The sequence below is a fragment of the Pseudomonas sp. ACN5 genome (assembly GCF_002303975.1).
GTDB classification, from domain to species: Bacteria; Pseudomonadota; Gammaproteobacteria; order Pseudomonadales; family Pseudomonadaceae; genus Aquipseudomonas; species Aquipseudomonas laurylsulfatiphila.
The window spans coordinates 282477-305404 of sequence record NZ_MRCP01000006.1; the positions used below are offsets into that span (position 1 = coordinate 282477).

Below are 22928 nucleotides of genomic sequence, written 5' to 3' on the forward strand. Positions count from 1 at the left end.
AGGAACTCCGTGACCTCGAATCGGGTCGACTCGTCTAGCAAATTGTCTGTGGCTGTCTATTGCGAGTGAATCGCGGTATACAGCGCAGGTTCGAGCCGTTAACGTAAAGCAAAGCCGTTTATAGAGGAAGGACTCGTGGAACACTCGCTCTTAGTTTGGTTGCTACCGACTCTTGCCCTGGTTGTGGGTGTCGCCATTGGGTTCCTGATCGCTCGCCTTGCGCCGAATGCCGCGCCTAGCAGCACGCAACGTCAGCTGGACGATATTCAGGAACGTTTCGACAGTTATCAGAACGAAGTGGTGACCCACTTCAACAGCACTGCATCATTGGTCAAGAAACTGACTGCGAGCTATCAGGAAGTGCAGGACCATCTCGCCGAGGGTGCCAACCGCCTGGCCCTGGACGAACAGACTCGCCAACGCCTGCTGGCCTCCCTGCACGCCGATGCGGCGCAGGCACCCCGTGAACGCCTGACGCCACCGCGCGATCAGGAGCCGCCTCGCGACTACGCACCAAAAGCCCCGAACGCACCGGGCATGCTCGATGAGCATTACGGCCTGAAGAAGTAAACAGGTTTCAGGTGTGACAAAGCCCCCGGACGAGTGATTGTCCGGGGGCTTTTTATTTCTGTCTGTTCCAGATTTCTGTTGCCTGGTCTGGCCTCTTCGCGAGCAGGCCCGCTCCCACAGTGGTCGATGTCGTACACAAAATCTGCATTCAACACATAACCTGTGGGAGCGGGCTTGCTCGCGAAGGAGCCGGATCTGGCAACACAAAAAAGCCCGCCCGATCTGTTGAGGATAGGGCGGGCTCTTTTTACGCCCAGGGTTCAGTCAGGCGCTTATGGGTACTGCTGAACTGTACCTTGCTGCTGACCACCATACTGCTGGCCCGGAATCGCCTTGAGGTTGACCTCTACACGGCGGTTCTGCGCCCGGCCATTGGCGTCGCCGTTGCTGGCAACCGGACTGTCCGGCCCCGCGCCACGAGCGCTCAGGTTGGCACCGCTGACCCCTTGCGAGGTCAGGTAGGTGGCCACGCTTTGTGCGCGACGCTGGGACAGGTCCATGTTGTGCTGGCGGCTGCCGGTGCTGTCGGTGTAGCCCACGATTTCGATCTGGTTCTGGTTGAACTCTTTCAGCGAGCCCGCCAGGTTGTTCAGCGGTTGATAGAAACTTGGGGCAATGTTTGCCGAATCGGTAGCAAAGGTGATGTTGCCCGGCATGATCAGCTTGATCTGGTCGCCCTGGCGCTGCACTTCAACACCGGTGTTGGCCATGCTGGCGCGCAGTTTTTTCTCTTGCTGGTCGGCGTAGTAGCCGTAACCGGCGGCGGAAGCACCGACTACTGCCGCACCGATAAGCGCACCCTTGCCACGGTTATCGTGGTTGATCGCAGCACCGGCCAGCGCACCGGCCAGAGCGCCGAGACCACCATACTTCGCAGTCTTGCTCATGCCTTCGGAGCCGCTGTCCGTCTGCCCCTGAGCCTGGCCTTGACCGCCGTAAGGGTTGGGCGAGGCACAACCGGACAAAACGGCCATAGCCGTAGCGACAATAATCAAACGACGCGTGGTGAACATGTATAGCTCCTACTTTTTTGCATTCTGTGGTGCAACGGACCAAGGCACAGCCTTTGCGGGTGTTGGATCACTTCCGGGAACAAAAATTCCGCTCGTTACAAATCAGGCCCGTACAAAGGGGTTTTCACGCATTTCATCGCCCAGACGGGTGTCCGGACCATGCCCCGCCACCACCGTCGCCTCTTCGTCAAGGGTGTACAAACGCTGCTTGATCGAACGCACGATGGTCGCCTGATCGCCCCCCCATAAGTCGGTGCGCCCGACTCCGCGACGAAACAGCGTATCGCCGGCAATCAGCAACCTGGCCTCGGAAAACCAGAAGCTCATGGAGCCCGGCGTGTGACCCGGTGTGTGCAGCGCCACGCCACAACCGCAGGCCAGTTCTTCATCATCGGCCAGCCAGCGATCCGGGGACGGCACCGGGGTGTAAGGGACACCAAACATCTGGCACTGCATTTCCAGGTTGTCCCAGAGAAACTGGTCTTCCTTGTGCAGATGCAAGGTTGCGCCGGTTTTCTCCTTGAGTTGACCGGACGCCAGGAAGTGATCGAGGTGGGCGTGGGTGTGAATGATGCTGACCACTTTCAGCCCCAGGGCATCGAGACGCGCCAGGATCAGCTCATGATTGCCACCCGGATCGACGACGATGGCCTTTTTCGTCACCGGATCGCCGATGATCGTGCAGTTGCACTGCAACGGGCCGACGGGGAAGGTTTCGCGGATGAGGGTGGGATGCTGGGACATCGGGGGCCTGCTCGATAAACGGGGACGGGCGATTTTCGCACAATTGAGTATCCAGCCAATGGCCGCGATGTGTAACGTGAAAAATCCTTAACCCAGCACCCCCAACTCCTTCGCCCGCGCCACGGCCTGCGTACGTCGCTCGACCCCGAGTTTGCTGTTGATGTGGCTGGCGTGGGTCTTGACCGTGTGCAGGGAAATAAACAGCTGATCGCTGATTTCCTGGTTCGAACAGCCCTGGGCGATCAATCGCAGAACCGCCAATTCCCGCGTACTGAGTTGCTCCGCAGCCGCGCAGGGTTCCGGTCCGGGGCGAGCAGTCAGCGCCGGCAGCTTTTCACTGAGGCTCAGGGAAACAGGGGTTGGCGAACACTGTTGAAGCTGCCCGCGCAGCCAGTCCGGGTGCTCGGTCAGCAAACCCTCGAAGGGTTGCAGCACGCCTCCGCCAGCGGCGTCCAGCGCCTGGACCAGTGCCTTGCGTGCTTCCGGCTCCCGTCCGCTGCCCAGCAGCAACGCCACTTTCTGGGTCAGCGCCATGGCACTGAGCATCTGCCGACCGCTTTGCTGGCCATGTTCGAGCAGCGCATTCAATCGCCCTTCAGCCAGCATCGGCTGGCCCTGGATGACGTCCAGCAAGGCTTGTTGCAATTCGATATGCAAGGGCAATTGCGGATGGAACTCCGGTGGTGCCGCCCCGTTTTCGCCGTTGTAGGTCTGCCCCAGGCGCGCCAGCCAGGCCTCGGCCAGATCGGTACGCCCCTGGGCCAGCCAGAGCTCGCATTTGACCAGGGTGATCATGGCCAGGTAGTAGATCGGTGGCACGTCCCAGATGTGCATGAGCCGCTCGGCTTCGGCCAGTTCGGCAAAGGCTTTGGCGAACTCGCCGCTGCTGCCTTCCAGCCTGGCAATCACGCAGTGGCCGATTAGCACGCTGATGTCACGACAGGCGCGCGCCTCGCTCAGGCCGGCCTGCAAGCGCACCCGCGCCAATTGCGGCTGCATGCGCAGGGCCAGCAAAAAGCCTTCGTACAGGGTCAGCCGGGCGCGAACCGCATACAGCCGTTGTGCAGACAAGCTCTGCAGGCGTTGCAGGCCCTGACGGACCTCTTCCAGTGCCCGACAGATTTCCCCGCGCGCTTGCAGCACCCGTGCGCGATCGTAGTGCGCCAGCGCTTCGAACAACGGGTTGCCGACACGTTGCGCCAGCTCCAGCGATTCGCGGTTCAGTCCCCGTGCCCGCCATAAATCACCGTCGGCAATGGCCAGGTTGGACAGGGTCGAGAGGCACATCAGACGCTGGCCGTAACGCTTGGCCGGAAGACTTTCCAATGCCTCGCGGCAGTACTGCAGCGTCAGTTCACGATTGCCGCGCCCGCGGGCAATGATGCCACTCAACGCCAGCCATTGAGCCAGCATGGACTTCTGGGCGGTGGCCGACGGAGCAGGCAGGAAGCGGCTCAGATGGCTGGCCAGCTCTTCGGCAGCATCCAGCTGGCAAGCCAGGCCCAGCGCCCAGCTATACAGCACAATCAGGCGCGGGGTGCTGATCAGCAAGCTGTCAGGCAAGTCCATTTTCCAGCGCAGCAACATGCCGACATTCTGCTCGGCCAGCAGTTGCTCTTCGGAGAGGTTCTGCACCAGGTTCGCCGCGACGTCCAGGTGACCGGCACGCAACGCTTGCTCCACCGCCTCATCGAGCAGTCCCTGGGCATTGAACCAGCGGCAGGCGCGCAGGTGCAGGCTCGCGGCCGGCACCATCGACTGGGACGTCGGCCGCGTACGCAACAGATCGGAAAACAGATGATGATAACGATACCAATGACCATGCTCGTCCAGCGGCACCAGGAACACTTGGTGGGCAAGCAGGAAGCGCAGGATCTCCCCGCTGTCATGAGCGTCACGAACGGCATCGCACAGTTCGCTGCAGAAACGCTCTTGGGGCGCCGTGTCATAGAGGAACGACTGGACCTCGGCGGGCAGGCAATCGATGACTTCTTCGAGCAGATAATCGCGGATCAGCCCTTCCCCGCCATGCAACGATTGCGGCAGCGCGCCATCAGTGCCCGCCTCCGAAGCCGCCAGCAGCCAGAAGCGTAACCCTGCAACCCAGCCTTCACTGCGCTGGATCAGGTTTTCCAGTGCCTCACCGCGCAAGGAGCTGCTGTGCCGGTCGAGCAGGCTCAAGGCCTCGTCGTGGGTCAGGCGCAGATCCTGTTCATGCAGCTCAAGCAGTTGTCGCGACAGCCGCAGCCGCGCCAGATGCCAGTCGGGACGTTGGCGACTGGTGACCATCACCAGCAAACCATCGGGAAGATGGTTGAGGAAAAACTGCAGGCAACGGTCCAGCACCGGCCCCTGAGCCAAGTGATAATCATCCAGCACCAGCAGCAAGGGCTTCGCCGTGGACAGGTGTACGGCCAGTTCATCGAGCAAGCCGTCGAGCCACTCTTCGAATGCGAACGGCTGATGGCGCTGGCGCATTTTCAACAACCCGAGGGATTGCCTGCCCAGGTGCGGAAAATAGTCCTGAAGGCCTTCCAGCAACCGCTCGAGAAAGCGCCCCGGGTCACTGTCTCGCGGGCTCAACCCCAGCCAGAGACTTTGCCAGTGTGCCGGCAACCCCTGACAGAACTCCACCGCCAGCGAACTCTTGCCGAACCCTGCCGGGGCACTGACCAGCAGTAACCTGCCTGCAAGCCCGGCACTCAGACGCTCGCACAAACGTGGACGCAGCACATGGCCGTCGGGCAACGGCGGACGGAAAAACCGCCCGTCGAGTGTCGCGACGGTAACCGGTGCAGAACCTTGGGGTGTGGACAAATCAGTCATAGCCGGCTCTTGTTTGAATTGCGGGTGGCGGCGTTGCAGATGTCCGCAGACTAGCCGTAAACGGATAGGGAATGAAGGTAATTGCTACAAATGGCTACAAAAAGTCTACAAGCAAAAAAACGCCCCGAACCAGTCGGGGCGTTTCAGAGGGTGCGGCCTCTACTCAGTTCACCTTAGCGAACACCGTCCTGACGCAGGGCGGCCGGGGTGAAGTCGCTGGTGGTGGCAGTGAAGCCGAAGTCATAAGCCGACTTCTCTTCGTTCTTCATGCCCAGCGCCAGGTAACGACCCGACTGCAGGTCATACAGGGCTTCGAGGGCGTACCACGGCACTTGCTTGTCGTAGTAGTTCTCGGCATGCGCCTCGGCGACGCGCCACAATTGACCGCGACCGTCGTAATGGTCGATGACCGCTGCTTGCCAGGTGTCTTCGTCAATGTAGAAGTCACGCTTGGCGTAGATGTGGCGCTGACCTTCCTTCAGGGTGGCAACTACATGCCACACGCGACGCAACTCGTAACGCGCCAGGTCCTGGTTGATGTGACCGGCCTTGATGATGTCGGCGTACTTGAGCTTCGGATCGTCGAGCTTGTAGGCATCGGAGCCGATGTACATCTCTTTCTTGCCTTCGAGCTTCCAGTCGTAACGATCCGGTGCACCGTTGAACATGTCCAGGTTGTCGGAAGTACGCAGGCCGTCAGCTGCGGTACCCGGGCCGTCATAGGACACTTGCGGTGCACGGCGCACACGACGCTGGCCCGCGTTGTAGACCCACGCCGAGCGCGGCTCCTTGACCTGGTCGAGAGTTTCGTGAACCAGCAGTACACCACCGGCCAGACGCGCCGGCGCAGTCACTTTCTGCTTGAAGTAGAACAGGATGTTGCCCGGGTTTTTCGGGTCGTAATCCTTCATCTTGTCGCGGAACACGAACTGGTCCTGGAAGTACACCAGGCTGAACGAGCCGTTCGGCTGCGGCGTGGCCTGGGTCACCAGACGAGTCACGCTCCCCCCGCGATAACGGGTGATGTGGTTCCAGATGACTTCAACGCCGCTTTTCGGAATCGGGAACGGAATGGCGGTTTCGAAATTTTCCAGACCGTTGCCGCCGGACACCAGATTGGTGTTGGTGGCGTTGCGTTTGATGGCGGCGAATACATCATCCGGCACGGTAGCACCGCGATGGGATGGATAGACCGGCATCTTGAAGGTTTCCGGGTAGCGCTTGAACATCGCGTACTGACCCGGTGCGAGTTTGTCCTTGTACTGGTCGACGTTCTGCGCCGTGATGGTGAACAGCGGTTTTTCGCTGGCGAACGGATTGGACAGGAAACCTTTGCTGTCGACCGTACCGGCGTTCTTCGCCATCGGCTTCCAGGCCGGGATCGAACCGTCGGCGTTACCCGCCATTTCGGCGCCCATCGGGGTCAGGCTCTTGCCCAGCTTGTCGGCCTCGGCCTGGGGAACCGCTGCGATGACGCTGGTCGCCAGCAGCGAAAGACCCAGAACACCGGCGTGGAAAAGACTCTTTGTTATTTTCATATTTGCGTTCGTCCTGAAAATACTGTGCTTAGAAGTTCACGCCGACGCTGAGCGCAACGAAGTCGCGGTCATCCACGGTGGTGTACTTGCCGTCGAAGAAGTTGGTGTAGGCCAGGCTCGCGGTGTAGGTGTTCTGGTACTCGGCATCGACACCGAGGCTGACCGCCTTGCGGCCTTCCTCGAAGTTGCCGCCAGGGCCAGGGGAGTAACCTTCCACGTCATGGGACCAGGCCACGTTCGGCTTGAGGTTCACACCGGCAAACACGTCGTTGTATTCCCAGATGGCACGACCGCGGTAGCCCCACGAAGTCGCGGTGGTGAAGCCTTCGTCGTTGCAGTTGCGGCTGCGATTGTTGGTCGGCGTACCCGGGCCGGCACCGTTGATGGTGCTGGTGTTGAGCGCCACGCAGGTATCGAGCGCGCCAGAAGGTGGCAACTCACCCGGGCCGTAGACCGGATCGCGGCCATAACGAACGTCGGAAGTGCTTTCCAGGCCGCCGACGTGGGTCACGCCCACCTCGCCCACCAGGGTCAGGCGGCTGGCGCCCATGACCTGGTCGAAGAAGTGCGTCAGGGTGGTCTGGAACTGGGTGATTTCCTTGCGACGATACCCGTGCAGGTCCTGACCCGGCACGCCGGTAAGCAGCGATGCATTGGTCAACGGGTTGTTTGGGTTGTTGTTGCCTATAGGACGGACACCGGAGAACAGGATGTCGGTGGAGTTGAGTTGCACCGGAGCGTTCGGACGGTAGCTGATCTCGCCGCTCCACGCCGTACCGGTAGGCAGGGTGGTGGAGAAGCTCAGGCCATACAGGCGAATGTCTTCCGGGTATTCGATGAAGTACTGCGAATTACCCGCCACCAGCAATGGCGCCAGCGCGGCGAACGGGCCACCCTGGAGTGCCGCTGCAGTGTTGTAGACCGACTGCGGCGCGCCTGTTGCGCTGAAGATCGGCGCACGGCTGTGGTAGTTCATGAAGTAGGCGCCGAACTCGGTATCCAGCGGTTCGAACATGTACTTGAGGGACGCGCCCCACTGACCGCCGTCGCGGGCATCCCGATCGGGGCCACGACGCACCAGAACACCCTCATTGTTGACGTCCACGCCGTTGGCGGCCAAAGGTCCCAGGGCAATGGCCGGAATCTGCGAACGCTTGGCCAGTACACGCAGGTTGTCGTCGCAGCCGTCGGCAACGATGTCTGGCTGGGAGAAGAACGTGCCGCAGTTGTCGACGACGGTCTGGTCCCATTCAATTTGATAGAACGCTTCGGCCGAGAGGTTTTCGGTCAGGCTCTGGGACACATAGAACATGTTGACCGGGATCAGGCCTTCCTTGATCTCGGCACCCGGACGACGGAACGCGGACACATCGATCGGGTTGATCGAGTTGATGCCGCCACCGATGAAGGTACTTTCACCCCAGCTCACCACCTGCTTGCCCAGACGTACGGAGCCTGGTTGATCGGCAATGGAGTAGTTGTGATAGACGAAGGCGTCGAGGATCTGGCCGCCGGCGGACTTGGCGCCTTCCTTGCGGCCGTCATCGCTGATGTCCTTGAACGGACGGCTTTCGTCCTTCAGTTCAAAGTCGTACCAGTATTTGCCACGGACAAAAACACCGGTATCGCCGTATTTCAGTTCAAGGTCATGGATGCCCTTGAAGATCTTCGAGAAGGTTTCCCCGCTCTTGAAGTTCAGGTGACCGTCATCAGAAGTCTGGGACAGACCCTTGCCGCCGTTGTTGACACCGATGAGGTTCTTGTTGGCACTTTCGGTAGACCAACTGGCACCGAGCGACAGGGATGAGTCGAATTGACCTTCGATTTCACCGACGTTGAAACTGACGCCGAATGCTGGCCCGGCGAGCGTAGAGGCAAGACTGACAGCCAGGGGCAGCTTCGCCCGGCGCCAGAACTGGTTTACTGATGTCATCGACGCTACTCCATGTGCATTTTATTTTTATGGCATTGAGCACTTCTAAAAACGCTGTGGATAACCGGGAGCCATGGCATCCCAAAGTCATTCCAAAGTTGCATCGCCCCGGTTCGTGCGGTTGCCCCGTTCTTAAAAATCCTTGAGCGGACTATAGCCAGCAGGTAGTAGCGCTTGATCCCTCTAAAGTGTGATTTGCAGTTGCCAGCCACTCTGGAACAGTCCTTTCGCCAGGCCGACACCCGTCGGCACGGCAAGGATGGCTGAAAATTTCGATTTGACAAGCCAAGCGCTTGCTTGGTGGGGCTGGCGTGCCCTTTCGGGCACACCGGGAGGTGCTCAAAGCGTCGAGAGGAAGGTGCTGTTGGTGGCCTGCCATTCGCTGATGTCGACACGAATGCGCTTCTTGTCGAGCTTGCCGACGCTGGTCTTGGGAATTTCAGTAACAAGGGCGATCTGGCTCGGAATCGCCCACTTGCTCAGGTGCCCCAGCTCCACAAAAGGCTTGAGGTGTTCCTTGAGTTCCCTCGCCCCGATGACGTGACCTTCACGGACTACGAGCAGGGCAAACGGCCGCTCTCCCCACTGCGGATCAGGGATCCCCACCACTGCTACTTCACGTACCGCCACATGACGACTGATCAGGTCTTCCAGGTCCAGGGAGGAGATCCACTCGCCACCGGTCTTGATCACGTCCTTGATGCGGTCACGAATGTCGATCACCCCCATGCTGTCCAGGGTCGCCACGTCGCCGGTGTGCAGCCAGCCTCCGGCCCAGAGCTCGGCGCCCTTCTGCGGCTCGTTGAAATAACCCTCGGTCAGCCAGGGTGCGCGCAGCACCAGTTCGCCCTGGGTCTCGCCGTCAGCGGGCAGGAAGTTGCCCTCGGTGTCGACGATCGCCGCCTCCACCAGCGGCCCGGGCACGCCGGCCTTGATCCGGTAGGTGGTGCGTTCGTCTTCGGTGCCGGCCATCAATTCATCGTTCAAGTGCGCGCACGAGACCAGTGGCCCGGTTTCCGACATGCCGTAGGCGGCGGTCAACTGAATGCCCTTGGCCTTGGCCGCCTCGTACAACGTACGGTTCAGGGCGCTGCCGCCGATGACGATTTTCCAGCCGCCGAAGTCGACGTTCTGCGCAGCCTTGGCATTGAGGACCATCTGCAGGATGGTCGGCACGCAATGGGAGAACGTGACCTTCTCCTTGTGCCACAACTCCACCAGGTACTCCGGGTCATAGCGGCCGGGGTACACCTGCTTGAGTCCGAGCATGGTCGCCACATACGGCAAGCCCCAGGCGTGGACGTGGAACATCGGGGTGATCGGCATGTAAACGTCGCTGGTACCCAGCAGGCGCACGCTGTCGATCGCGCCCATGATGGTCGACACGCCCATGGTGTGCAGCACCAGTTGCCGATGGGTGAAGTACACGCCCTTGGGATTGCCGGTGGTGCCGGTGGTGTAGAACGTGGTCGCGACCGAGTTTTCGTCGAAATCCTGGAAATCGTACTGCGGGCTCGCCGCGGCCAGCAGTTGTTCGTATTCGCCGACGAGGTTCGGCAGGTCCGCGGTTTTTTCCGGCAGATCAGTCAGCAACAGGGTTTTGTCGACCGTGGTCAGATGCCCTTCGATGGCCTTGTAGAGGCCGACGAACTCACTGTTGACCAGCACAAAGCGGTCCTCGGCGTGGTTCATGGTGTAGAGGATCTGTTCCGGCGACAGGCGCACGTTGATGGTGTGGATAACAGCGCCGATCATCGGGATGGCGAACATGCACTCCAGGTAACGATGGCTGTCCCAGTCCATCACACCCACGGCATCCCCGGGCTTGACCCCGGCCGCTGTCAGCACGTTGGCCAGGCGGGCCACCCGTTCGATCAGGGTCGGGTAGCTGTAGCGCAACTTGTCGCGGTAGATGATCTCGCGGGTTTTCTCATAACGGGCACCGGACATCAGCAGCCGCTTGATCAGCAGCGGGTATTGGTAAGCGCCTTCGGCCGGGGGGATAACGCGAGTCTGCAACATAAGAATCCCTTTTTCTGACTGCACGGACGTGACTGAAAGTACGCACTTTAGTGCCCCTGATCGTCAGCCAAATCAGCCAAAGGAATGATTTGTAGAGCCCTGCAAATACTGGCATTACGCCAGTATTTGCCATTTATTACGCACCGCAACAGCCCCTACAGGGAATCACCTTTGATCAATGCATCTCGGTAAAAGCGAGCTTCACGCCAATCGCAATCAGCACCGCGCCCATGGTCCGGTCGAACCAGTGCCCCATGCGCGCAAAACCGGCGCGTACGCGCTGCTGGCTGAACAACATCGCCACCAGGCAAAACCAGGTCGCTGTCGCGACTGCCAGGTAAACCCCGTAACCGGCCTGCACGGCCAGTGGTGTGTGCGGGTTGATCACCACAGTGAACAGCGAGAGGAAGAACAGCGTGGCTTTCGGGTTGAGACCGTTGGTGACGAAACCCGAGGCAAAGGCACCACGGGCCGTGCGCTCGCCGGCTTCCTTGTGCAGATCGTCCGCCACAGGCTTGGCCGGTTGCGCGCGCAGTGCCTTGTAACCGATGTACAGCAGGTAAGCGGCGGCGGCCCATTTCAAGGCGTTGAACAGCACGATCGACTGGGACACGATCAGGCCGATACCCAAGAGCGAGTAACCCACGTGCAGGAAAATCGCCGTGCCCACACCCAGTGCGGTCCAGGTGCCCGCGCGGCGGCCGTGGGTAACACTTTCACGTACCACCACGGCAAAGTCCGGGCCGGGGCTGGCCACGGCCAGCAAGTGAATCAGGGCAACGGTCAAGAACTCTGTCCAGTACATGTGGGGCTCCTTCAGGCCAAGCGTAACTATTTATTTCATCTGGTAGGCTCGGCAGATTACGCCTTCAGTTCAATGCACAAAAGGTACAGTTGATGACGAATACTCGCCGCGCCGTTTTCCTCGACCACCCGTCCCTGGATCTCGGCGACCTTGACCTCAACCCCCTGCGCAGTTGTTTCAGCGAATTGCAGCTGTTCGCCCAGACCTTGCCCGATCAAGTCATCGAACACCTCAAGGGCGCCACGGTCGCCATCAGTAACAAGATCCTGATCGACGCCGCCGCCATGGCCGCCAGCCCTGACCTCAAGCTGATCCTGATCACCGCCACCGGCACCAACAACGTCGACCTCGCTGCCGCCCGCGCCCACGGGATAACCGTGTGTAACTGCCAGGGCTATGGCACGCCGTCGGTGGCGCAGCACACGATCATGCTGCTGCTCAACCTGGCCACGCGCCTGGCCGATTATCAAAAAGCCGTCGGCGCAGGCCGCTGGCAACAGGCCAAACAGTTCTGCTTGCTGGACTACCCGATTGTCGAACTCGAAGGCAAAACCCTTGGCCTGCTGGGTCACGGCGAACTGGGCGGCGCGGTCGCACGGCTGGCTGAAGCCTTCGGCATGCGCGTGCTGCTGGGGCAGATTCCCGGGCGCCCTGCCCGGCCGGACCGTCTGCCACTGACTGAACTGCTACCGCAAGTCGATGCCCTGACCCTGCACTGCCCGCTCAACGAACACACCCGTCACTTCATCGGTGCCCGCGAACTGGCCTCGATGAAACCCGAAGCGTTCCTGGTCAACACCGCCCGCGGCGGCCTGATCGACGAACAGGCGCTGGCCGATGCCTTGCGCAACGGTCATCTGGGCGGCGCCGCCACTGACGTGCTGAGCGTCGAGCCTCCCGTCAACGGCAATCCACTGCTGGCCCACGACATCCCGCGCCTGATCGTCACCCCGCACAACGCCTGGGGCAGCCGTGAAGCGCGCCAGCGGATCGTCGGCCAAGTGACCGAAAACGCACTGGGATACTTCAGCGGTAAGGCGCTGCGGGTCGTCAGTTGATAAACTGCGGCACTTTTTTTCACGGGAGCAGTTATGGATCCGCGCAGTGAAGTACTGCTTCGTCAGGCCGAGTTATTCCAGGGTTCGGTGCTGTTGGCCGGTTTACCCGCCGACGACCTGCTGGGCCGCCTGCCCGATGCCCATGGCTGGTGCTGGCACGCCGGCGATCAGGCCGCGCTGGACGCCCGCTTCGACGGGCGCATCCACTTTGGCGTGAACGCACCGGAGCGCGGATTCGATAGCGCCGTGGTCTTTCTGCCCAAGGCCAAAGACCTGACCGACTACATCCTCAACGCCCTCGCCTCGCGTCTGGCCGGCCGCGAGCTGTACCTGGTCGGCGAGAAAAAAAGCGGCATCGAAGGTGCCGCCAAACAACTCAACCCGTTCGGCAAGCCACGCAAACTCGACAGCGCGCGCCACTGCCAGCTCTGGCAGGTGACCGTGGCCAACGCACCTGAAGCCAAGCCGCTGGAAAGCCTGGCGCAGACCTACGAGCTGCCGCTGGCCGAAGGCCCGCTGAAGGTCATCAGCCTGCCGGGAGTGTTCAGTCATGGTCGCCTCGATCGCGGCAGCGCGCTGCTGCTGGAACACCTGGACAAACTGCCTGGCGGTCATTTGCTCGATTTCGGTTGCGGCGCCGGGGTTCTGGGCGCTGCGGTGAAACGTCGTTACCCGCACAATCAGGTCACGATGCTGGATGTGGATGCCTTTGCCGCTGCCAGCAGTCGCCTGACCCTGGCGGCCAATGGTCTGGAAGCCGAGGTGATTACCGGTGACGGAATCGACGCAGCGCCGATGGGTTTGAGTGCGATCCTGAGCAATCCACCGTTCCATGTCGGCGTGCACACCGACTATTTCGCAACGGAGAACTTGCTGCGAAAAGCAGCCAAACATCTGAAAAACGGCGGCGAACTTCGCTTGGTAGCGAACAGCTTCCTGAAGTATCAACCATTGATCGAAGAGCACCTTGGCGTGTGTGCGATCAAGGCCGAAGGACAGGGTTTCAGAATCTACCGGGCAAAGCGCGGCTGAAACTTTTTTTGAAAAAGAAGGCTTGCCGAATGGGTTTTGCAAAGGCAGAATCCGCTCCGTCCTAGGGGAGTAGTCTCCCACGAGCGCCACGCTCGTCCGGCATGCGTCAACATACTTGGTCCTCAGACCATGGCGCATGCGACCCAAGCATCCACATCAGATGGATCGCAGGGTTTGACAAGACCTATGACACGCACACCTTACCCGGGGCGGGAAGGCTGTACGTGTCATAGCCGTGTCGACCCGCCCCTTAGGAAAACCCCTGATGCTGGATTCACTACTCGTACCCACCGCAATCGTTGCCTTGGCCGAAATCGGCGACAAGACGCAACTGCTCGCACTCATTCTCGCCGCTCGCTTCCGCAAGCCTTGGCCGATCATCGCCGGTATCGTTGCCGCGACCCTGGCCAACCACGCGGCCGCCGGTGCAGTCGGTGCCTGGGTCGGCAGTTTCTTCTCGGATACGATGCTGCACTGGATCCTCGCCGCGAGCTTCGCCGCGACCGCCCTGTGGACCCTGGTGCCGGACAAGATGGATGACGACGAGGCCAGCACCGCCCGCAAGTTCGGGCCGTTCCTGACCACGCTGATCGCGTTCTTCCTGGCGGAAATCGGCGACAAGACCCAGATCGCGACCGTGATGCTGGCTGCGCAGTATCCGGAGTTGTGGCTGGTGATCATCGGCACCACCGCCGGCATGCTGATTGCCAACGTACCGGTGGTTCTGGCGGGTAACTTTGCCGCAGACAAGCTGCCATTGACCCTGATCCGTCGACTGGCGGCGTCGGCGTTCTTCATCCTGGCGATTGTCGCGGTGTACAAGGCGATGCAGAGCAGTGGGTGGGTTTGACCCAATAGGTCGTTAGACCGCGTTATCGTTCTTCGCGAGCAAGCCCGCTCCCACAAGGATTGCGCTGAACCTGTGGGAGCGGGCTTGCTCCGGGCGGCGTTCCGACGAAGAGGCCAGCAGCCTCACCGCATGACTATCAGGACTTCTTGGCCTGCTCGTAAAGTGGCATAACCTTGGGAATCGCCGCCTGCAACGCCGCCGTCCGACTGCTCGAAGACGGGTGCGTGCTGAGGAACTCCGGCGGAGCACCTTCGCTGGCCTTGCTCATCTTGTTCCACAGGGTGATCGCGGCGTTCGGGTTGTAGCCGGCGCGGGCGGCCAGTTCTAGGCCGATCAGGTCCGCCTCGTTTTCATTGGCACGGCTGTTGGGCAAGGTCATGCCATAGTTGGCTACAGCGTCCGCCAAGGCCAGGCTGTCCTGGCCCAACCCGAGCAACGCACCGGCGCCCTGCTTGGCCATTTCGATACCGTATGCCTTGGACATCGCCTCACGACCGTGCTCGCGCAGGGCGTGGGCGATTTCATGGCCCATGACCGCGGCGAGCTCATCGTCAGTGAGTTGAAGACTGTCGATCAGCCCGGTGTAGACAAAGATCTTGCCGCCAGGACCACAGTTGGCATTGAGCTCGTCGCTCTTGATCAGGTTCACTTCCCACTTCCATTGGGCCGCGTCCGGACGAAAGTTCGGCGCCTGGGCAATCAGCCGGTCGGCAATCGTCCGAACACGCTTGGCATCGCTGCTGGTCTTGTCCAGCACGCCTTTGCTGCTCGCCTCACTCACAGTCTTTGTATAGGACTGGGCGTACATCTGGTCGACCTCTTGCGAGGACAACATGCTGAACATGTACTGCTTGCGCTCAACGCCCACAGCGCCACCACTGGTGGTATTGACCGACTGGCAGCCAGCGAGCAGCAGGCCTGCGCTCAGCGCATATATAGCCAATGTCTTGTTCATCGAAAAACTCCCTGAAAACATGCCGGGTATCCTAGGCGTGGAATGGTATCGACGCCAGAGACAATAGACATAAGACGCGCGATTCAGACAAAGCTCTCATCAATGCAGAAAAAAATTCACACTTCGGGGCAAGCCGCAGCCCGTCACGCCGCGCATTGATTCATTTGCGACATCCGCCACGCAAAAACAGCCATTTCAACGGCTCGCACTCATGCCCGCCCGACACCCTGCCGATACACCTCCCCAGACGTCCTTTCGCGTACGGAGCCCGCCGGGCGCCGTTGGCCAACCCGCCCTGAGCCGTGAGCAACTGATCGGCCTGATCAAGGAAAACGTGGTCAAGAACCCGAAGATCCTCGGCACCTACATCGGTTGGGAAAAAGACGCACTGGACCACAAAGATGCGGCCTACGTCGGCACCCAGGTGGTCGGGATCGATGCCAGCAACGGGCGCTTCCTGCCCTGGTGGTTCCGCAACGACGACGGCACCCTGGGCCTGGACAAACTGGTGGACGTCGACGACCAGAAAACCCTGTCCACCGGCGTGCGCGCCAGCGAGTACTACCTGTGCTCAAAGGAAACCGGAAAATCCTGCGTGATTGATCCTGCGCCTTATAAGGCGGGCGACAAAATCGTCATGCTCGCCTCCTTCATTGAACCAATCATGCTCAACGGTGCCTTCCAGGGTATCGTCGGCGCCGACCTGTCGGTGAACTTCATTCAGGAAATGCTCCTGGGCGCCAACCAGAAACTCTACAGCGGTGCCGGGGGAAATGGTCGGCGGTGCGGATGAGTCGAGTGCGGCCAGTGCGGATTTGACCAAGCTGGCCGAGCAACAGCGGCGGCTGATCAATCAGTTCAGGGTTTGACCTTCAGGCCCTCTTCGCGAGCAAGCCCGCTCCCACAGGGGATTTGTGTACGCCACAGATCCAGAGTGGGAGCGGGCTTGCTCGCGAAGGGGCCAGCACTGCCACCAAAAAAACTCAACCCGGCGTCAAACACTCCGGCCCATTGAGCTTCGGATCATTCACCATGTTGGCCAGCACCCGTTCGCGCAACGCGGCAGGCTCACTGGCCAGCAAGGCTTGCAAAGTATGCAACGGTGTCTCGGGATCGAGCCACGCGGCCTGCCCCGCCTCATCAAGAATCAACGGCCGCCGCTGACTCGCCGCTGGCTGGGTAATCACGGCGGTACTCAGCCACACCTGCTCCTGTACCGGATAGGCCTCCCAGATCGCCGCAAAAAACAATGACGAGCCCTCCCCCGGTGTCAGCCAGTACGGGCGCTTGCGCGTCGTGCCGCGCCATTCGTAGAAACCATTGGCCGGCAACAGGCAGCGGCGCTCGCGCAGGGCCTGGCGAAACATCGGCTGCTCGGCAACGGTTTCGGCGCGGGCGTGGGCCGGGGTGCGGGACAGATCGGTCAGCCAGGGAGGCGTCAGGCCCCAGCGGGCGCGGGCAAGCGAGCGCTGACCGTCAGGCCCGGCCCGCAGCATCAACACCGAATCATTCGGGGAAATGTTCCACTGCGCCTTCTGGTCGGCGGGAAAACCAGGCAGCGCCGCGAAGGCAGGGTTCCAGCGAAACAGGGCATAACGTCCACACATGGGGCAACACAGCTCTTGATCAAACGAACGCCAGCCTAACAGACCAGCGTGCCGGGAAAACTGTCCGGTTCATCGCCGGACAGCGGCAGCGCTGCATTGTACGCGGTGATCAGCTCACGGGCGTATTCGGCCTGGTCGTTCTCGACCGACAGCCCGAGCAGGCCATAGATCGGCAACTCCCCGGAGCCGCCGAGCAAATCACGGCCCACCAGATGCGCCTCGATACCCTCGCTGGCGAGCATGCCTTGCAGCAGCTCGCCTTCCATCAGGTTTTCCGGATCGTAGATGCGCTGCATACACGTTCCTCATTCATTTTCACTGAACACTTCGAGATGCCATTCCTCTTCATGAACCTGCAACACGAAGGTTATCGGCCGGCAGCACACCTGACAGTCCTCGATGTAGGTCTGATCGCCACCGGACAAATCCAGAGTAGTCTCTACCTCCTCACCACAATACGGACATTCATACACTGCGTTTTCCAGCATCGCGGTCTCCCAGGTGACTTGTGCGTATAATCGCCGGTCTATTTGCAGGGCTATTTTGTCTGGCTACTTTTTCAGACCGTGCCCCGCCGGTTTTCGAACAAAACCTTTACTTACCCTAGCCGTTTCTAACAAGAGAGCATGATGGGCGAATTCGATGCCATCCGACCTTACGACGACAGCGAAGTCCCAGCGGTGCTGGACCGGCTGCTCGGCGACAAGGCGTTTCTAGATATCCTCACCCACTTCCGCTTCCCGCGTTTTGCCGGCGCTTTAGGCTGGGCGCTCAAACCTCTTATAGCCCATCGGCTGCGCCGTGAGTTTGCCGGCGTGACCTGTGTGGCCACGTTACAGGACAAAGTCGAGGTTTACGTCGACCACACCATCGAGCGCGCCACCGACGGTGTCACTTATACCGGGGTGGAGCAATTCAAGTCCGGCAGTGCCTACCTGTTTATCGCCAACCACCGCGATATCGTGATGGACCCGGCCTTCGTCAACTACGCCGTGTACCACGCCGGCCTGCCGACCCCGCGCATTGCCATTGGCGACAACCTGCTGCAAAAGCCTTTCGTCAGCGACCTGATGCGCCTGAACAAGAGCTTCATCGTGCACCGCTCAATCAGCGGTCGCCGGGAGAAAATGGCGGCCTATCAATTGCTGTCGGCGTATATCAACCATTCGATCCGCAACGATTGCGCCTCGATCTGGATCGCCCAGGCCGAGGGCCGCGCCAAGGACGGTGACGACCGTACCGAATCGGCGATCCTCAAGATGTTCCACATGAGCCGCAAGGACGAGCCGTTCGGCGAAGTCATTCAGTCGCTGAACCTGACCCCGGTGTCGATCAGCTACGAGTACGACCCCTGCGATCAGGCCAAGGCCCGCGAGCTTTACATCCGCGCCACCACCGGCGGCTACACCAAGGTGCCGGGCGAGGATGACGTGAGCATCGCCAAGGGCATCACCGGCTACAAGGGCCGGGTGCATGTGAACTTTGCCGCGCCGATCACCGAACTGTTCGAAGACACCAAGCAATTGGCGGTCGAGATGGACAAGCAAATCCTCAGCGGCTATCGCTTGTTCCCGGTGCACTACCTGGCTTACGCGCAGTGGAAAGACGCTGATCCGCAGTTGCAGGTGCCGAAGGCCGCCGAGGTGTTCCCGGCCCAAGAACTGGCCAAGGCCCAGGAAGAATGGCAACGCCGCCTGGACGCTTGCCCGCAAGAGCATCGTCCTTACCTGGTGCTGCAATATGCAACGCCGGTGCGTAATCAGTACCGGGTGAAGGCAGGATTGCCGCTGTAAGCGGTCAAGATCAAAAGATCGCAGCCTTCGGCAGCTCCTGCACGGGATTGATGTGCCCCTGTAGGAGCTGCCGAAGGCTGCGATCTTTTACTTTGAAAAGGTTCAGACCTGAGTGCTGATCCAGGACACCAGCAGCGCCATCCCCATGCAGGCAAAGCCGAAGATGTAGAAAAACCGGTTCATGCGCAAGGTCGCCCAATCCAGCGTGGGCTCTACGTTCGGGCTGCTCTGGCGCTGCGCCTGCAAACTGGCCATCGCACGCAGTTCGCGGCGACGGGTGGCGTGCAGCAACCAGCCGCCCGGGAAGGCAAAGAGCAAGGCCAGCAGATTGATCAGTTTGGCGGGATGGGCGGTAAACAGTGTCATCAAGTGCAGCGACATCACAAACCTCAAGTCAAACAGGTAGCAGTTGCCGGACGGGCGACCGCGGCGCGGATTCTACCGAAAGCCTGCGCCCCTGCCCTCGGTTTCCGACAAATAACGAAGCTTTTGATCAATGGCTGTCCTGAGTCACGGCTTCGTCATCTGTATCAGCGAACATGCGCGTCTCTAAACCGACACGGATCACGTCATGCTCCACGCCGAAAACCAGGATCGTCTCTACCTCATCATCCCCAGCGAAGAACAACAAGCCCTCGTCGGCAGCCTCGCCTTCAACGTTCAGGATCGCCACTGGCTGGTGTATTGCGCCCTGGGCGGGCATCAACATGCGGATTTGCCGGAAACGGACTTGCTGACGGGTGTGAGTGTGCTGGATTTCTACTCGCAGGCTGCCTGATTTCCTTGCCCCCTGTAGGAGCGAGCTTGCTCGCGATGGACTTGAGGACGCCGCGGGGTATCAGATTCCCCGCGTAATCGTTAACGACCATCGCGAGCAGGCTCGCTCCTACAGGGGCTCGCATTACTCGCCGAGAATCTGGCCTACGGTCGGGTCCTTGAACAGGCGGGTCAACGCGTCGCTCAGCACATCGCTGACCAGCTTGGTGTTGGTTTCCTGGTTCGGCGCCATGCCGAAGCGCTGGTCCAGGGAGGAACCATAACGACCGCTGTAGCGACGGTTGGCGTTCTGCACATCCGAGCGGAACGTCGCGCCGATGGTGGCTTCGGTCACGTACATGCCTTCCTTGGGCGACTGGTACTTCAATTCCGCCAGGGTCACGGTCAGTTGCGGCGCATTCATGGCGTTGTTCGTCGGGGTAAAGCCCAACAGACGCACGGCGGCTTCAGCCTGGGCCTGCAGCTTCGGCAGGATCTGCGCGCCCTGCACGGTGATCGCGCTGGTCTCCGGGTACAGGCCACCACGGGTGCCCAGCGTCGGCGACGGGCGACCGTCCACGACACGCACCACGACGGGTTGGCCATGGCCGACCGGGGCCAACTGGGCGGTCAGCTTGGGTTCCGGGCTCAGTTGTTGCGGGCTGTGGGCGCAGCCAACCAGGGTCAAACTGGTCACAGTGATCAAACCGAACAACAGGCGTTGCAACATGCTCTTCTCTCCAGAATCAGGCACAAACAGGCCGGCAGTATAGCGGTGCGCCACTGCGGGGAACCAGCACCTCACAGTGTTTGATGAAATCTCTGACAACCCCTGGGGATTGCAGTTCATGTCACACAGATGTCACCCCTCCTACACTTGCACGTAATGGCCTACAGGCAATCTTCCTGGCAATCACCCACACGGTACTTCACCATGCGCCATCTGATCTCTCTGTTCGCGCCCCGCCCGTTGCACCGTTGCTTCGCCCTGCTCGACCGCAACGGCCACTGCCAGGCCTTCAAGCAGTGCAGCTTGCAGCCCATGGGAGATGGCTGGGTTGAAATCGAGGAAATCCGCCTGAATTGGCTGAATCAGCCGCTGCCGGCCGGCGCCCGCGTCGTTTCGCAACCGTACCAGCCACGCTCGCGTGCACAGCAACTGCTGACAACCTGACCAAACACCTAATAAAAGTCATTAAACACGACCATTTCCCTGCGTTTCTTAGATACAATCTCCCCCCGATTATAAGGACGTCTCCTGATCGGGCCTCGCAGCATCGTCAATGCGCTTGTGTTGACACCCCGCACCGCCCACAGAGAGCCGCCCACACAGATCGAGTGAAGCTGGCGCGCTTGCTGTTTTGTTGAGCAAAACCTCCACTTTTCGCGAATCTGCAGAGCTGTCATTACGCTCGGTCACTGAGCTGTTTGCCCGTTTTGCCTGCCCTGTATCCCATGGCGGTAATCCATCCGGGCACGGTGCCAGGCTGGGACAGCCCTTTTTGAGGTTCACGTCTTCAAAAGAGCGTGAAAAAAACGGGTTTTCACAACTTCACAAGAGTGTGGCGAGCAAATGAATAGTTTTGCGTCTGAACATGCACCATTAGCGTCTACAACAGCCCAACGACACAGGACCGAGTATTCCTCGAACACCGGAGCCTGAAGCCTGTCCGCTACGGATTTGGTTGCACAAACGGATGTATCGACCATAAGTCGAATTGCCAGTCGCACGTTGAAATGAGTTCATATGACTCTTATTAGACCCGGCAGGTAGCGTCCGTCGAAGTTGCGATAAATTGCGAAGATTCGGACATGGCGATACTGCCATGAATACCCTGGGGCCACATTGACACGCCCTGGAACGCCTGGCAGCCATGCCGACAATTTGGTGCTGCAGATTTTGGAGACGCGTTAAATGGCGCATAACGAAGCAGTCGACGTAGTACTGGTTGGGGCCGGCATCATGAGTGCCACCCTTGCAGTGCTGCTCAAAGAGCTCGACCCCGCGATCAAGCTGGAAGTCGTCGAGCTGATGGACTCCGGTGCCGCGGAGAGTTCCAACCCCTGGAACAACGCCGGTACCGGTCACGCCGGGCTGTGTGAGCTCAACTACACGCCGCAGGCAGCCGATGGCGCCGTCGACATCAAGAAAGCCGTGCACATCAACACCCAGTTCGAGGTGTCGAAGCAATTCTGGTCGTACCTGACCAGGAAAGGCACGTTCGGCTCGTGCAAATCGTTTATCAGCCCGGTGCCACACCTGAGTTTCGTGCAGGGCGACAGCGGCGTGTCCTTCCTCAAGGAACGCTTCAAGGTGCTGAGCAAGCACCACGCCTTCGCCGACATGGAATACACCGAAGACAAGGCGACAATGGCAGAGTGGATGCCATTGATGATGCCTGGGCGCGACCCCGGCGAAACCCTTGCCGCCACCCGCGTGATCAATGGTACCGACGTCAACTTCGGCGCCTTGACCAACCAGTTGCTCAAGCACCTGACCAGCGCACCCGATGCCCAGGTCAAGTACTGCAAGCGCGTGACCGGCCTCAAGCGCAGCAACGGCGGCTGGACCGTCAGCATCAAGGACGTCAACAGCGGCAACACCCGTGAAGTCGACGCCAAATTCGTCTTCCTCGGCGCTGGCGGCGCGGCACTGCCACTGCTGCAAGCCTCGGGCATTGAAGAGAGCAAAGGCTTCGGCGGCTTCCCGATCAGCGGCCAGTGGCTGCGCTGCGACAACCCGGAAGTGGTCAAGCACCACCAGGCCAAGGTCTACAGCCAGGCTGCCGTAGGTTCACCGCCAATGTCCGTGCCGCACCTGGACACCCGCGTGGTCGATGGCAAGAAGTCCCTGCTGTTCGGACCGTACGCCGGCTTCACCACCAAGTTCCTCAAGCACGGTTCCTTCATGGACCTGCCGATGTCGGTTCGCGCCGGCAACATCGGCCCGATGCTGGCCGTGGCGAAAAACAACATGGACCTGACCAAGTACCTGGTCAGCGAAGTGATGCAGTCTATGGAGCAGCGCCTGGAGTCCCTGCGTCGCTTCTACCCGGAGGCGAAAGCCGAAGACTGGCGCCTGGAAGTGGCCGGACAACGGGTGCAGATCATCAAGAAAGACCCGAAAAAAGGCGGCATCCTGCAATTCGGTACCGAACTGGTCGCGGCCAAGGACGGTTCCCTGGCTGCATTGCTCGGTGCTTCGCCTGGTGCATCGGTGACTGTTTCGATCATGCTCGAGCTGATCGAGAAATGCTTCCCGAGCAAAGCCAAGGGCGAATGGGCTGGCAAACTGGCAGAAATCTTCCCGGCCCGGGAGAAAGTTCTGGAAACCGACGCTGCGCTGTATCGCAAGATCAGCACGCAGAACAACGTTGCCCTGGAACTGGTTGAAGCCAGCAGCGAGACCGAAAGCTACGCTTGATT

Annotated in this window: 21 protein-coding genes, 1 pseudogene and 1 riboswitch; of the genes and pseudogenes, 9 read left to right on the plus strand and 13 right to left on the minus strand. The window is 60.3% G+C overall.

Going from position 1 to position 22928, the window contains the following annotated elements; all coding sequences use genetic code 11:
* Positions 1-135: 135 nt before the first annotated feature.
* Complete coding sequence (locus BSF40_RS13965; RefSeq protein WP_007972560.1) at positions 136-570, plus strand: YhcB family protein; 435 nt, start codon at positions 136-138, stop codon at positions 568-570.
* Positions 571-842: 272 nt separating this feature from the next.
* Here BSF40_RS13965 and BSF40_RS13970 read toward each other — a convergent pair whose 3' ends face one another.
* From BSF40_RS13970 to BSF40_RS14000, 7 genes are all read right to left on the minus strand, one after another.
* The gene (locus BSF40_RS13970; protein ID WP_095965552.1) at positions 843-1583 is read right to left on the minus strand and encodes an OmpA family protein; all 741 of its coding nucleotides are present in this window, start codon (positions 1581-1583) and stop codon (positions 843-845) included.
* A gap of 102 nt (positions 1584-1685) precedes the next feature.
* Entirely contained in the window at positions 1686-2327 is a 642-nt protein-coding gene (locus BSF40_RS13975; RefSeq protein WP_095965553.1) for an MBL fold metallo-hydrolase, read from the minus strand.
* Between the two features lie 87 nt (positions 2328-2414).
* On the minus strand, positions 2415-5153 hold the full coding sequence (locus tag BSF40_RS13980; RefSeq protein WP_095965554.1) for a LuxR C-terminal-related transcriptional regulator: 2739 nt from the start codon (positions 5151-5153) through the stop codon (positions 2415-2417).
* A 173-nt stretch (positions 5154-5326) separates the two neighbouring features.
* Positions 5327-6691, minus strand: a complete 1365-nt coding sequence (locus tag BSF40_RS13985; RefSeq protein ID WP_095965555.1) for a DUF1329 domain-containing protein — start codon at positions 6689-6691, stop codon at positions 5327-5329.
* A 28-nt stretch (positions 6692-6719) separates the two neighbouring features.
* Positions 6720-8624, minus strand: a complete 1905-nt coding sequence (locus tag BSF40_RS13990; protein WP_095965556.1) for a DUF1302 domain-containing protein — start codon at positions 8622-8624, stop codon at positions 6720-6722.
* Positions 8625-8963: 339 nt separating this feature from the next.
* Positions 8964-10646 carry a fatty acid--CoA ligase gene (locus BSF40_RS13995; RefSeq protein WP_095965557.1) on the minus strand — a complete coding sequence of 561 codons (1683 nt, stop codon included), beginning with the start codon at positions 10644-10646 and terminating at the stop codon, positions 8964-8966.
* 175 nt (positions 10647-10821) lie between these two features.
* Positions 10822-11451: a LysE family translocator gene (locus tag BSF40_RS14000; RefSeq protein WP_095965558.1), complete on the minus strand. Its 630-nt coding sequence runs from the start codon at positions 11449-11451 to the stop codon at positions 10822-10824.
* A 92-nt stretch (positions 11452-11543) separates the two neighbouring features.
* On the opposite strand from BSF40_RS14000, the gene BSF40_RS14005 reads away from it, so the two are divergent.
* The 3 genes from BSF40_RS14005 to BSF40_RS14015 all read left to right on the plus strand — a co-directional run bounded on the left by BSF40_RS14005 (position 11544) and on the right by BSF40_RS14015 (position 14391).
* Positions 11544-12509 (plus strand): 2-hydroxyacid dehydrogenase, encoded by a 966-nt coding sequence (locus tag BSF40_RS14005; RefSeq protein ID WP_095965559.1) that lies wholly within the window; start codon positions 11544-11546, stop codon positions 12507-12509.
* Between the two features lie 33 nt (positions 12510-12542).
* Positions 12543-13541, plus strand: a complete 999-nt coding sequence (locus BSF40_RS14010) for a class I SAM-dependent methyltransferase (RefSeq protein ID WP_095965560.1) — start codon at positions 12543-12545, stop codon at positions 13539-13541.
* 52 nt (positions 13542-13593) lie between these two features.
* Positions 13594-13716: riboswitch (yybP-ykoY riboswitch) on the plus strand.
* A 90-nt stretch (positions 13717-13806) separates the two neighbouring features.
* Complete coding sequence (locus BSF40_RS14015; protein ID WP_007972537.1) at positions 13807-14391, plus strand: TMEM165/GDT1 family protein; 585 nt, start codon at positions 13807-13809, stop codon at positions 14389-14391.
* A gap of 136 nt (positions 14392-14527) precedes the next feature.
* On the opposite strand, the gene BSF40_RS14020 is transcribed toward BSF40_RS14015, so the two are convergent.
* A complete protein-coding gene (locus tag BSF40_RS14020) occupies positions 14528-15346 on the minus strand; it encodes a M48 family metallopeptidase (protein WP_095965561.1) in 819 nt (272 codons plus the stop codon).
* Between the two features lie 286 nt (positions 15347-15632).
* Here BSF40_RS14020 and BSF40_RS14025 point away from each other — a divergent pair.
* A pseudogene (locus BSF40_RS14025) lies at positions 15633-16127 on the plus strand (cache domain-containing protein); the annotation flags it as partial.
* 202 nt (positions 16128-16329) lie between these two features.
* Here BSF40_RS14025 and BSF40_RS14030 read toward each other — a convergent pair.
* From BSF40_RS14030 to BSF40_RS14040, 3 genes are read right to left on the minus strand one after another with little or no spacing between them, the layout of a single operon-like run.
* Positions 16330-16953: an SOS response-associated peptidase gene (locus BSF40_RS14030; protein ID WP_095965562.1), complete on the minus strand. Its 624-nt coding sequence runs from the start codon at positions 16951-16953 to the stop codon at positions 16330-16332.
* 35 nt (positions 16954-16988) lie between these two features.
* Complete coding sequence (locus BSF40_RS14035) at positions 16989-17249, minus strand: putative signal transducing protein (RefSeq protein ID WP_007979315.1); 261 nt, start codon at positions 17247-17249, stop codon at positions 16989-16991.
* Between the two features lie 9 nt (positions 17250-17258).
* Positions 17259-17441: a CPXCG motif-containing cysteine-rich protein gene (locus tag BSF40_RS14040; RefSeq protein WP_008045984.1), complete on the minus strand. Its 183-nt coding sequence runs from the start codon at positions 17439-17441 to the stop codon at positions 17259-17261.
* Between the two features lie 141 nt (positions 17442-17582).
* Here BSF40_RS14040 and BSF40_RS14045 point away from each other — a divergent pair, with 141 nt between their 5' ends.
* Entirely contained in the window at positions 17583-18746 is a 1164-nt protein-coding gene (locus BSF40_RS14045) for a 1-acyl-sn-glycerol-3-phosphate acyltransferase (RefSeq protein ID WP_172435707.1), read from the plus strand.
* Between the two features lie 102 nt (positions 18747-18848).
* On the opposite strand, the gene BSF40_RS14050 is transcribed toward BSF40_RS14045, so the two are convergent.
* Positions 18849-19127, minus strand: coding sequence for a hypothetical protein (locus tag BSF40_RS14050; RefSeq protein WP_007979321.1), 279 nt, complete (start codon positions 19125-19127; stop codon positions 18849-18851).
* Positions 19128-19317: 190 nt separating this feature from the next.
* Here BSF40_RS14050 and BSF40_RS14055 point away from each other — a divergent pair, with 190 nt between their 5' ends.
* Positions 19318-19524, plus strand: coding sequence for a hypothetical protein (locus BSF40_RS14055; RefSeq protein WP_015096802.1), 207 nt, complete (start codon positions 19318-19320; stop codon positions 19522-19524).
* 123 nt (positions 19525-19647) lie between these two features.
* Here BSF40_RS14055 and BSF40_RS14060 read toward each other — a convergent pair whose 3' ends face one another.
* Positions 19648-20232: a YajG family lipoprotein gene (locus BSF40_RS14060; protein ID WP_007973847.1), complete on the minus strand. Its 585-nt coding sequence runs from the start codon at positions 20230-20232 to the stop codon at positions 19648-19650.
* 204 nt (positions 20233-20436) lie between these two features.
* Between BSF40_RS14060 and BSF40_RS14065 the strand changes: the two genes are divergently transcribed.
* Together BSF40_RS14065 and mqo are read left to right on the plus strand one after the other, a co-directional pair.
* Positions 20437-20676, plus strand: coding sequence for a hypothetical protein (locus BSF40_RS14065; RefSeq protein WP_015096803.1), 240 nt, complete (start codon positions 20437-20439; stop codon positions 20674-20676).
* Positions 20677-21417: 741 nt separating this feature from the next.
* Positions 21418-22926: a malate dehydrogenase (quinone) gene (gene mqo, locus BSF40_RS14070; protein WP_015096804.1), complete on the plus strand. Its 1509-nt coding sequence runs from the start codon at positions 21418-21420 to the stop codon at positions 22924-22926.
* Positions 22927-22928 lie beyond the last annotated feature (2 nt).

Excerpts from the sequence above, each read along its gene's own strand:
- BSF40_RS13970 (WP_095965552.1), bottom strand. The coding sequence starts at position 1,583 with ATGTTCACCACGCGTCGTTTGATTATTGTCGCTACGGCTATGGCCGTT.
- BSF40_RS13975 (WP_095965553.1), bottom strand. The coding sequence starts at position 2,327 with ATGTCCCAGCATCCCACCCTCATCCGCGAAACCTTCCCCGTCGGCCCG.
- BSF40_RS13980 (WP_095965554.1), bottom strand. The coding sequence starts at position 5,153 with ATGACTGATTTGTCCACACCCCAAGGTTCTGCACCGGTTACCGTCGCG.
- BSF40_RS13985 (WP_095965555.1), bottom strand. The coding sequence starts at position 6,691 with ATGAAAATAACAAAGAGTCTTTTCCACGCCGGTGTTCTGGGTCTTTCG.
- BSF40_RS13990 (WP_095965556.1), bottom strand. The coding sequence starts at position 8,624 with ATGACATCAGTAAACCAGTTCTGGCGCCGGGCGAAGCTGCCCCTGGCT.
- BSF40_RS13995 (WP_095965557.1), bottom strand. The coding sequence starts at position 10,646 with ATGTTGCAGACTCGCGTTATCCCCCCGGCCGAAGGCGCTTACCAATAC.
- BSF40_RS14000 (WP_095965558.1), bottom strand. The coding sequence starts at position 11,451 with ATGTACTGGACAGAGTTCTTGACCGTTGCCCTGATTCACTTGCTGGCC.
- BSF40_RS14005 (WP_095965559.1), top strand. The coding sequence starts at position 11,544 with ATGACGAATACTCGCCGCGCCGTTTTCCTCGACCACCCGTCCCTGGAT.
- BSF40_RS14010 (WP_095965560.1), top strand. The coding sequence starts at position 12,543 with ATGGATCCGCGCAGTGAAGTACTGCTTCGTCAGGCCGAGTTATTCCAG.
- BSF40_RS14015 (WP_007972537.1), top strand. The coding sequence starts at position 13,807 with ATGCTGGATTCACTACTCGTACCCACCGCAATCGTTGCCTTGGCCGAA.
- BSF40_RS14020 (WP_095965561.1), bottom strand. The coding sequence starts at position 15,346 with ATGAACAAGACATTGGCTATATATGCGCTGAGCGCAGGCCTGCTGCTC.
- BSF40_RS14030 (WP_095965562.1), bottom strand. The coding sequence starts at position 16,953 with ATGTGTGGACGTTATGCCCTGTTTCGCTGGAACCCTGCCTTCGCGGCG.
- BSF40_RS14035 (WP_007979315.1), bottom strand. The coding sequence starts at position 17,249 with ATGCAGCGCATCTACGATCCGGAAAACCTGATGGAAGGCGAGCTGCTG.
- BSF40_RS14040 (WP_008045984.1), bottom strand. The coding sequence starts at position 17,441 with ATGCTGGAAAACGCAGTGTATGAATGTCCGTATTGTGGTGAGGAGGTA.
- BSF40_RS14045 (WP_172435707.1), top strand. The coding sequence starts at position 17,583 with ATGGGCGAATTCGATGCCATCCGACCTTACGACGACAGCGAAGTCCCA.
- BSF40_RS14050 (WP_007979321.1), bottom strand. The coding sequence starts at position 19,127 with ATGTCGCTGCACTTGATGACACTGTTTACCGCCCATCCCGCCAAACTG.
- BSF40_RS14055 (WP_015096802.1), top strand. The coding sequence starts at position 19,318 with ATGCTCCACGCCGAAAACCAGGATCGTCTCTACCTCATCATCCCCAGC.
- BSF40_RS14060 (WP_007973847.1), bottom strand. The coding sequence starts at position 20,232 with ATGTTGCAACGCCTGTTGTTCGGTTTGATCACTGTGACCAGTTTGACC.
- BSF40_RS14065 (WP_015096803.1), top strand. The coding sequence starts at position 20,437 with ATGCGCCATCTGATCTCTCTGTTCGCGCCCCGCCCGTTGCACCGTTGC.
- mqo (WP_015096804.1), top strand. The coding sequence starts at position 21,418 with ATGGCGCATAACGAAGCAGTCGACGTAGTACTGGTTGGGGCCGGCATC.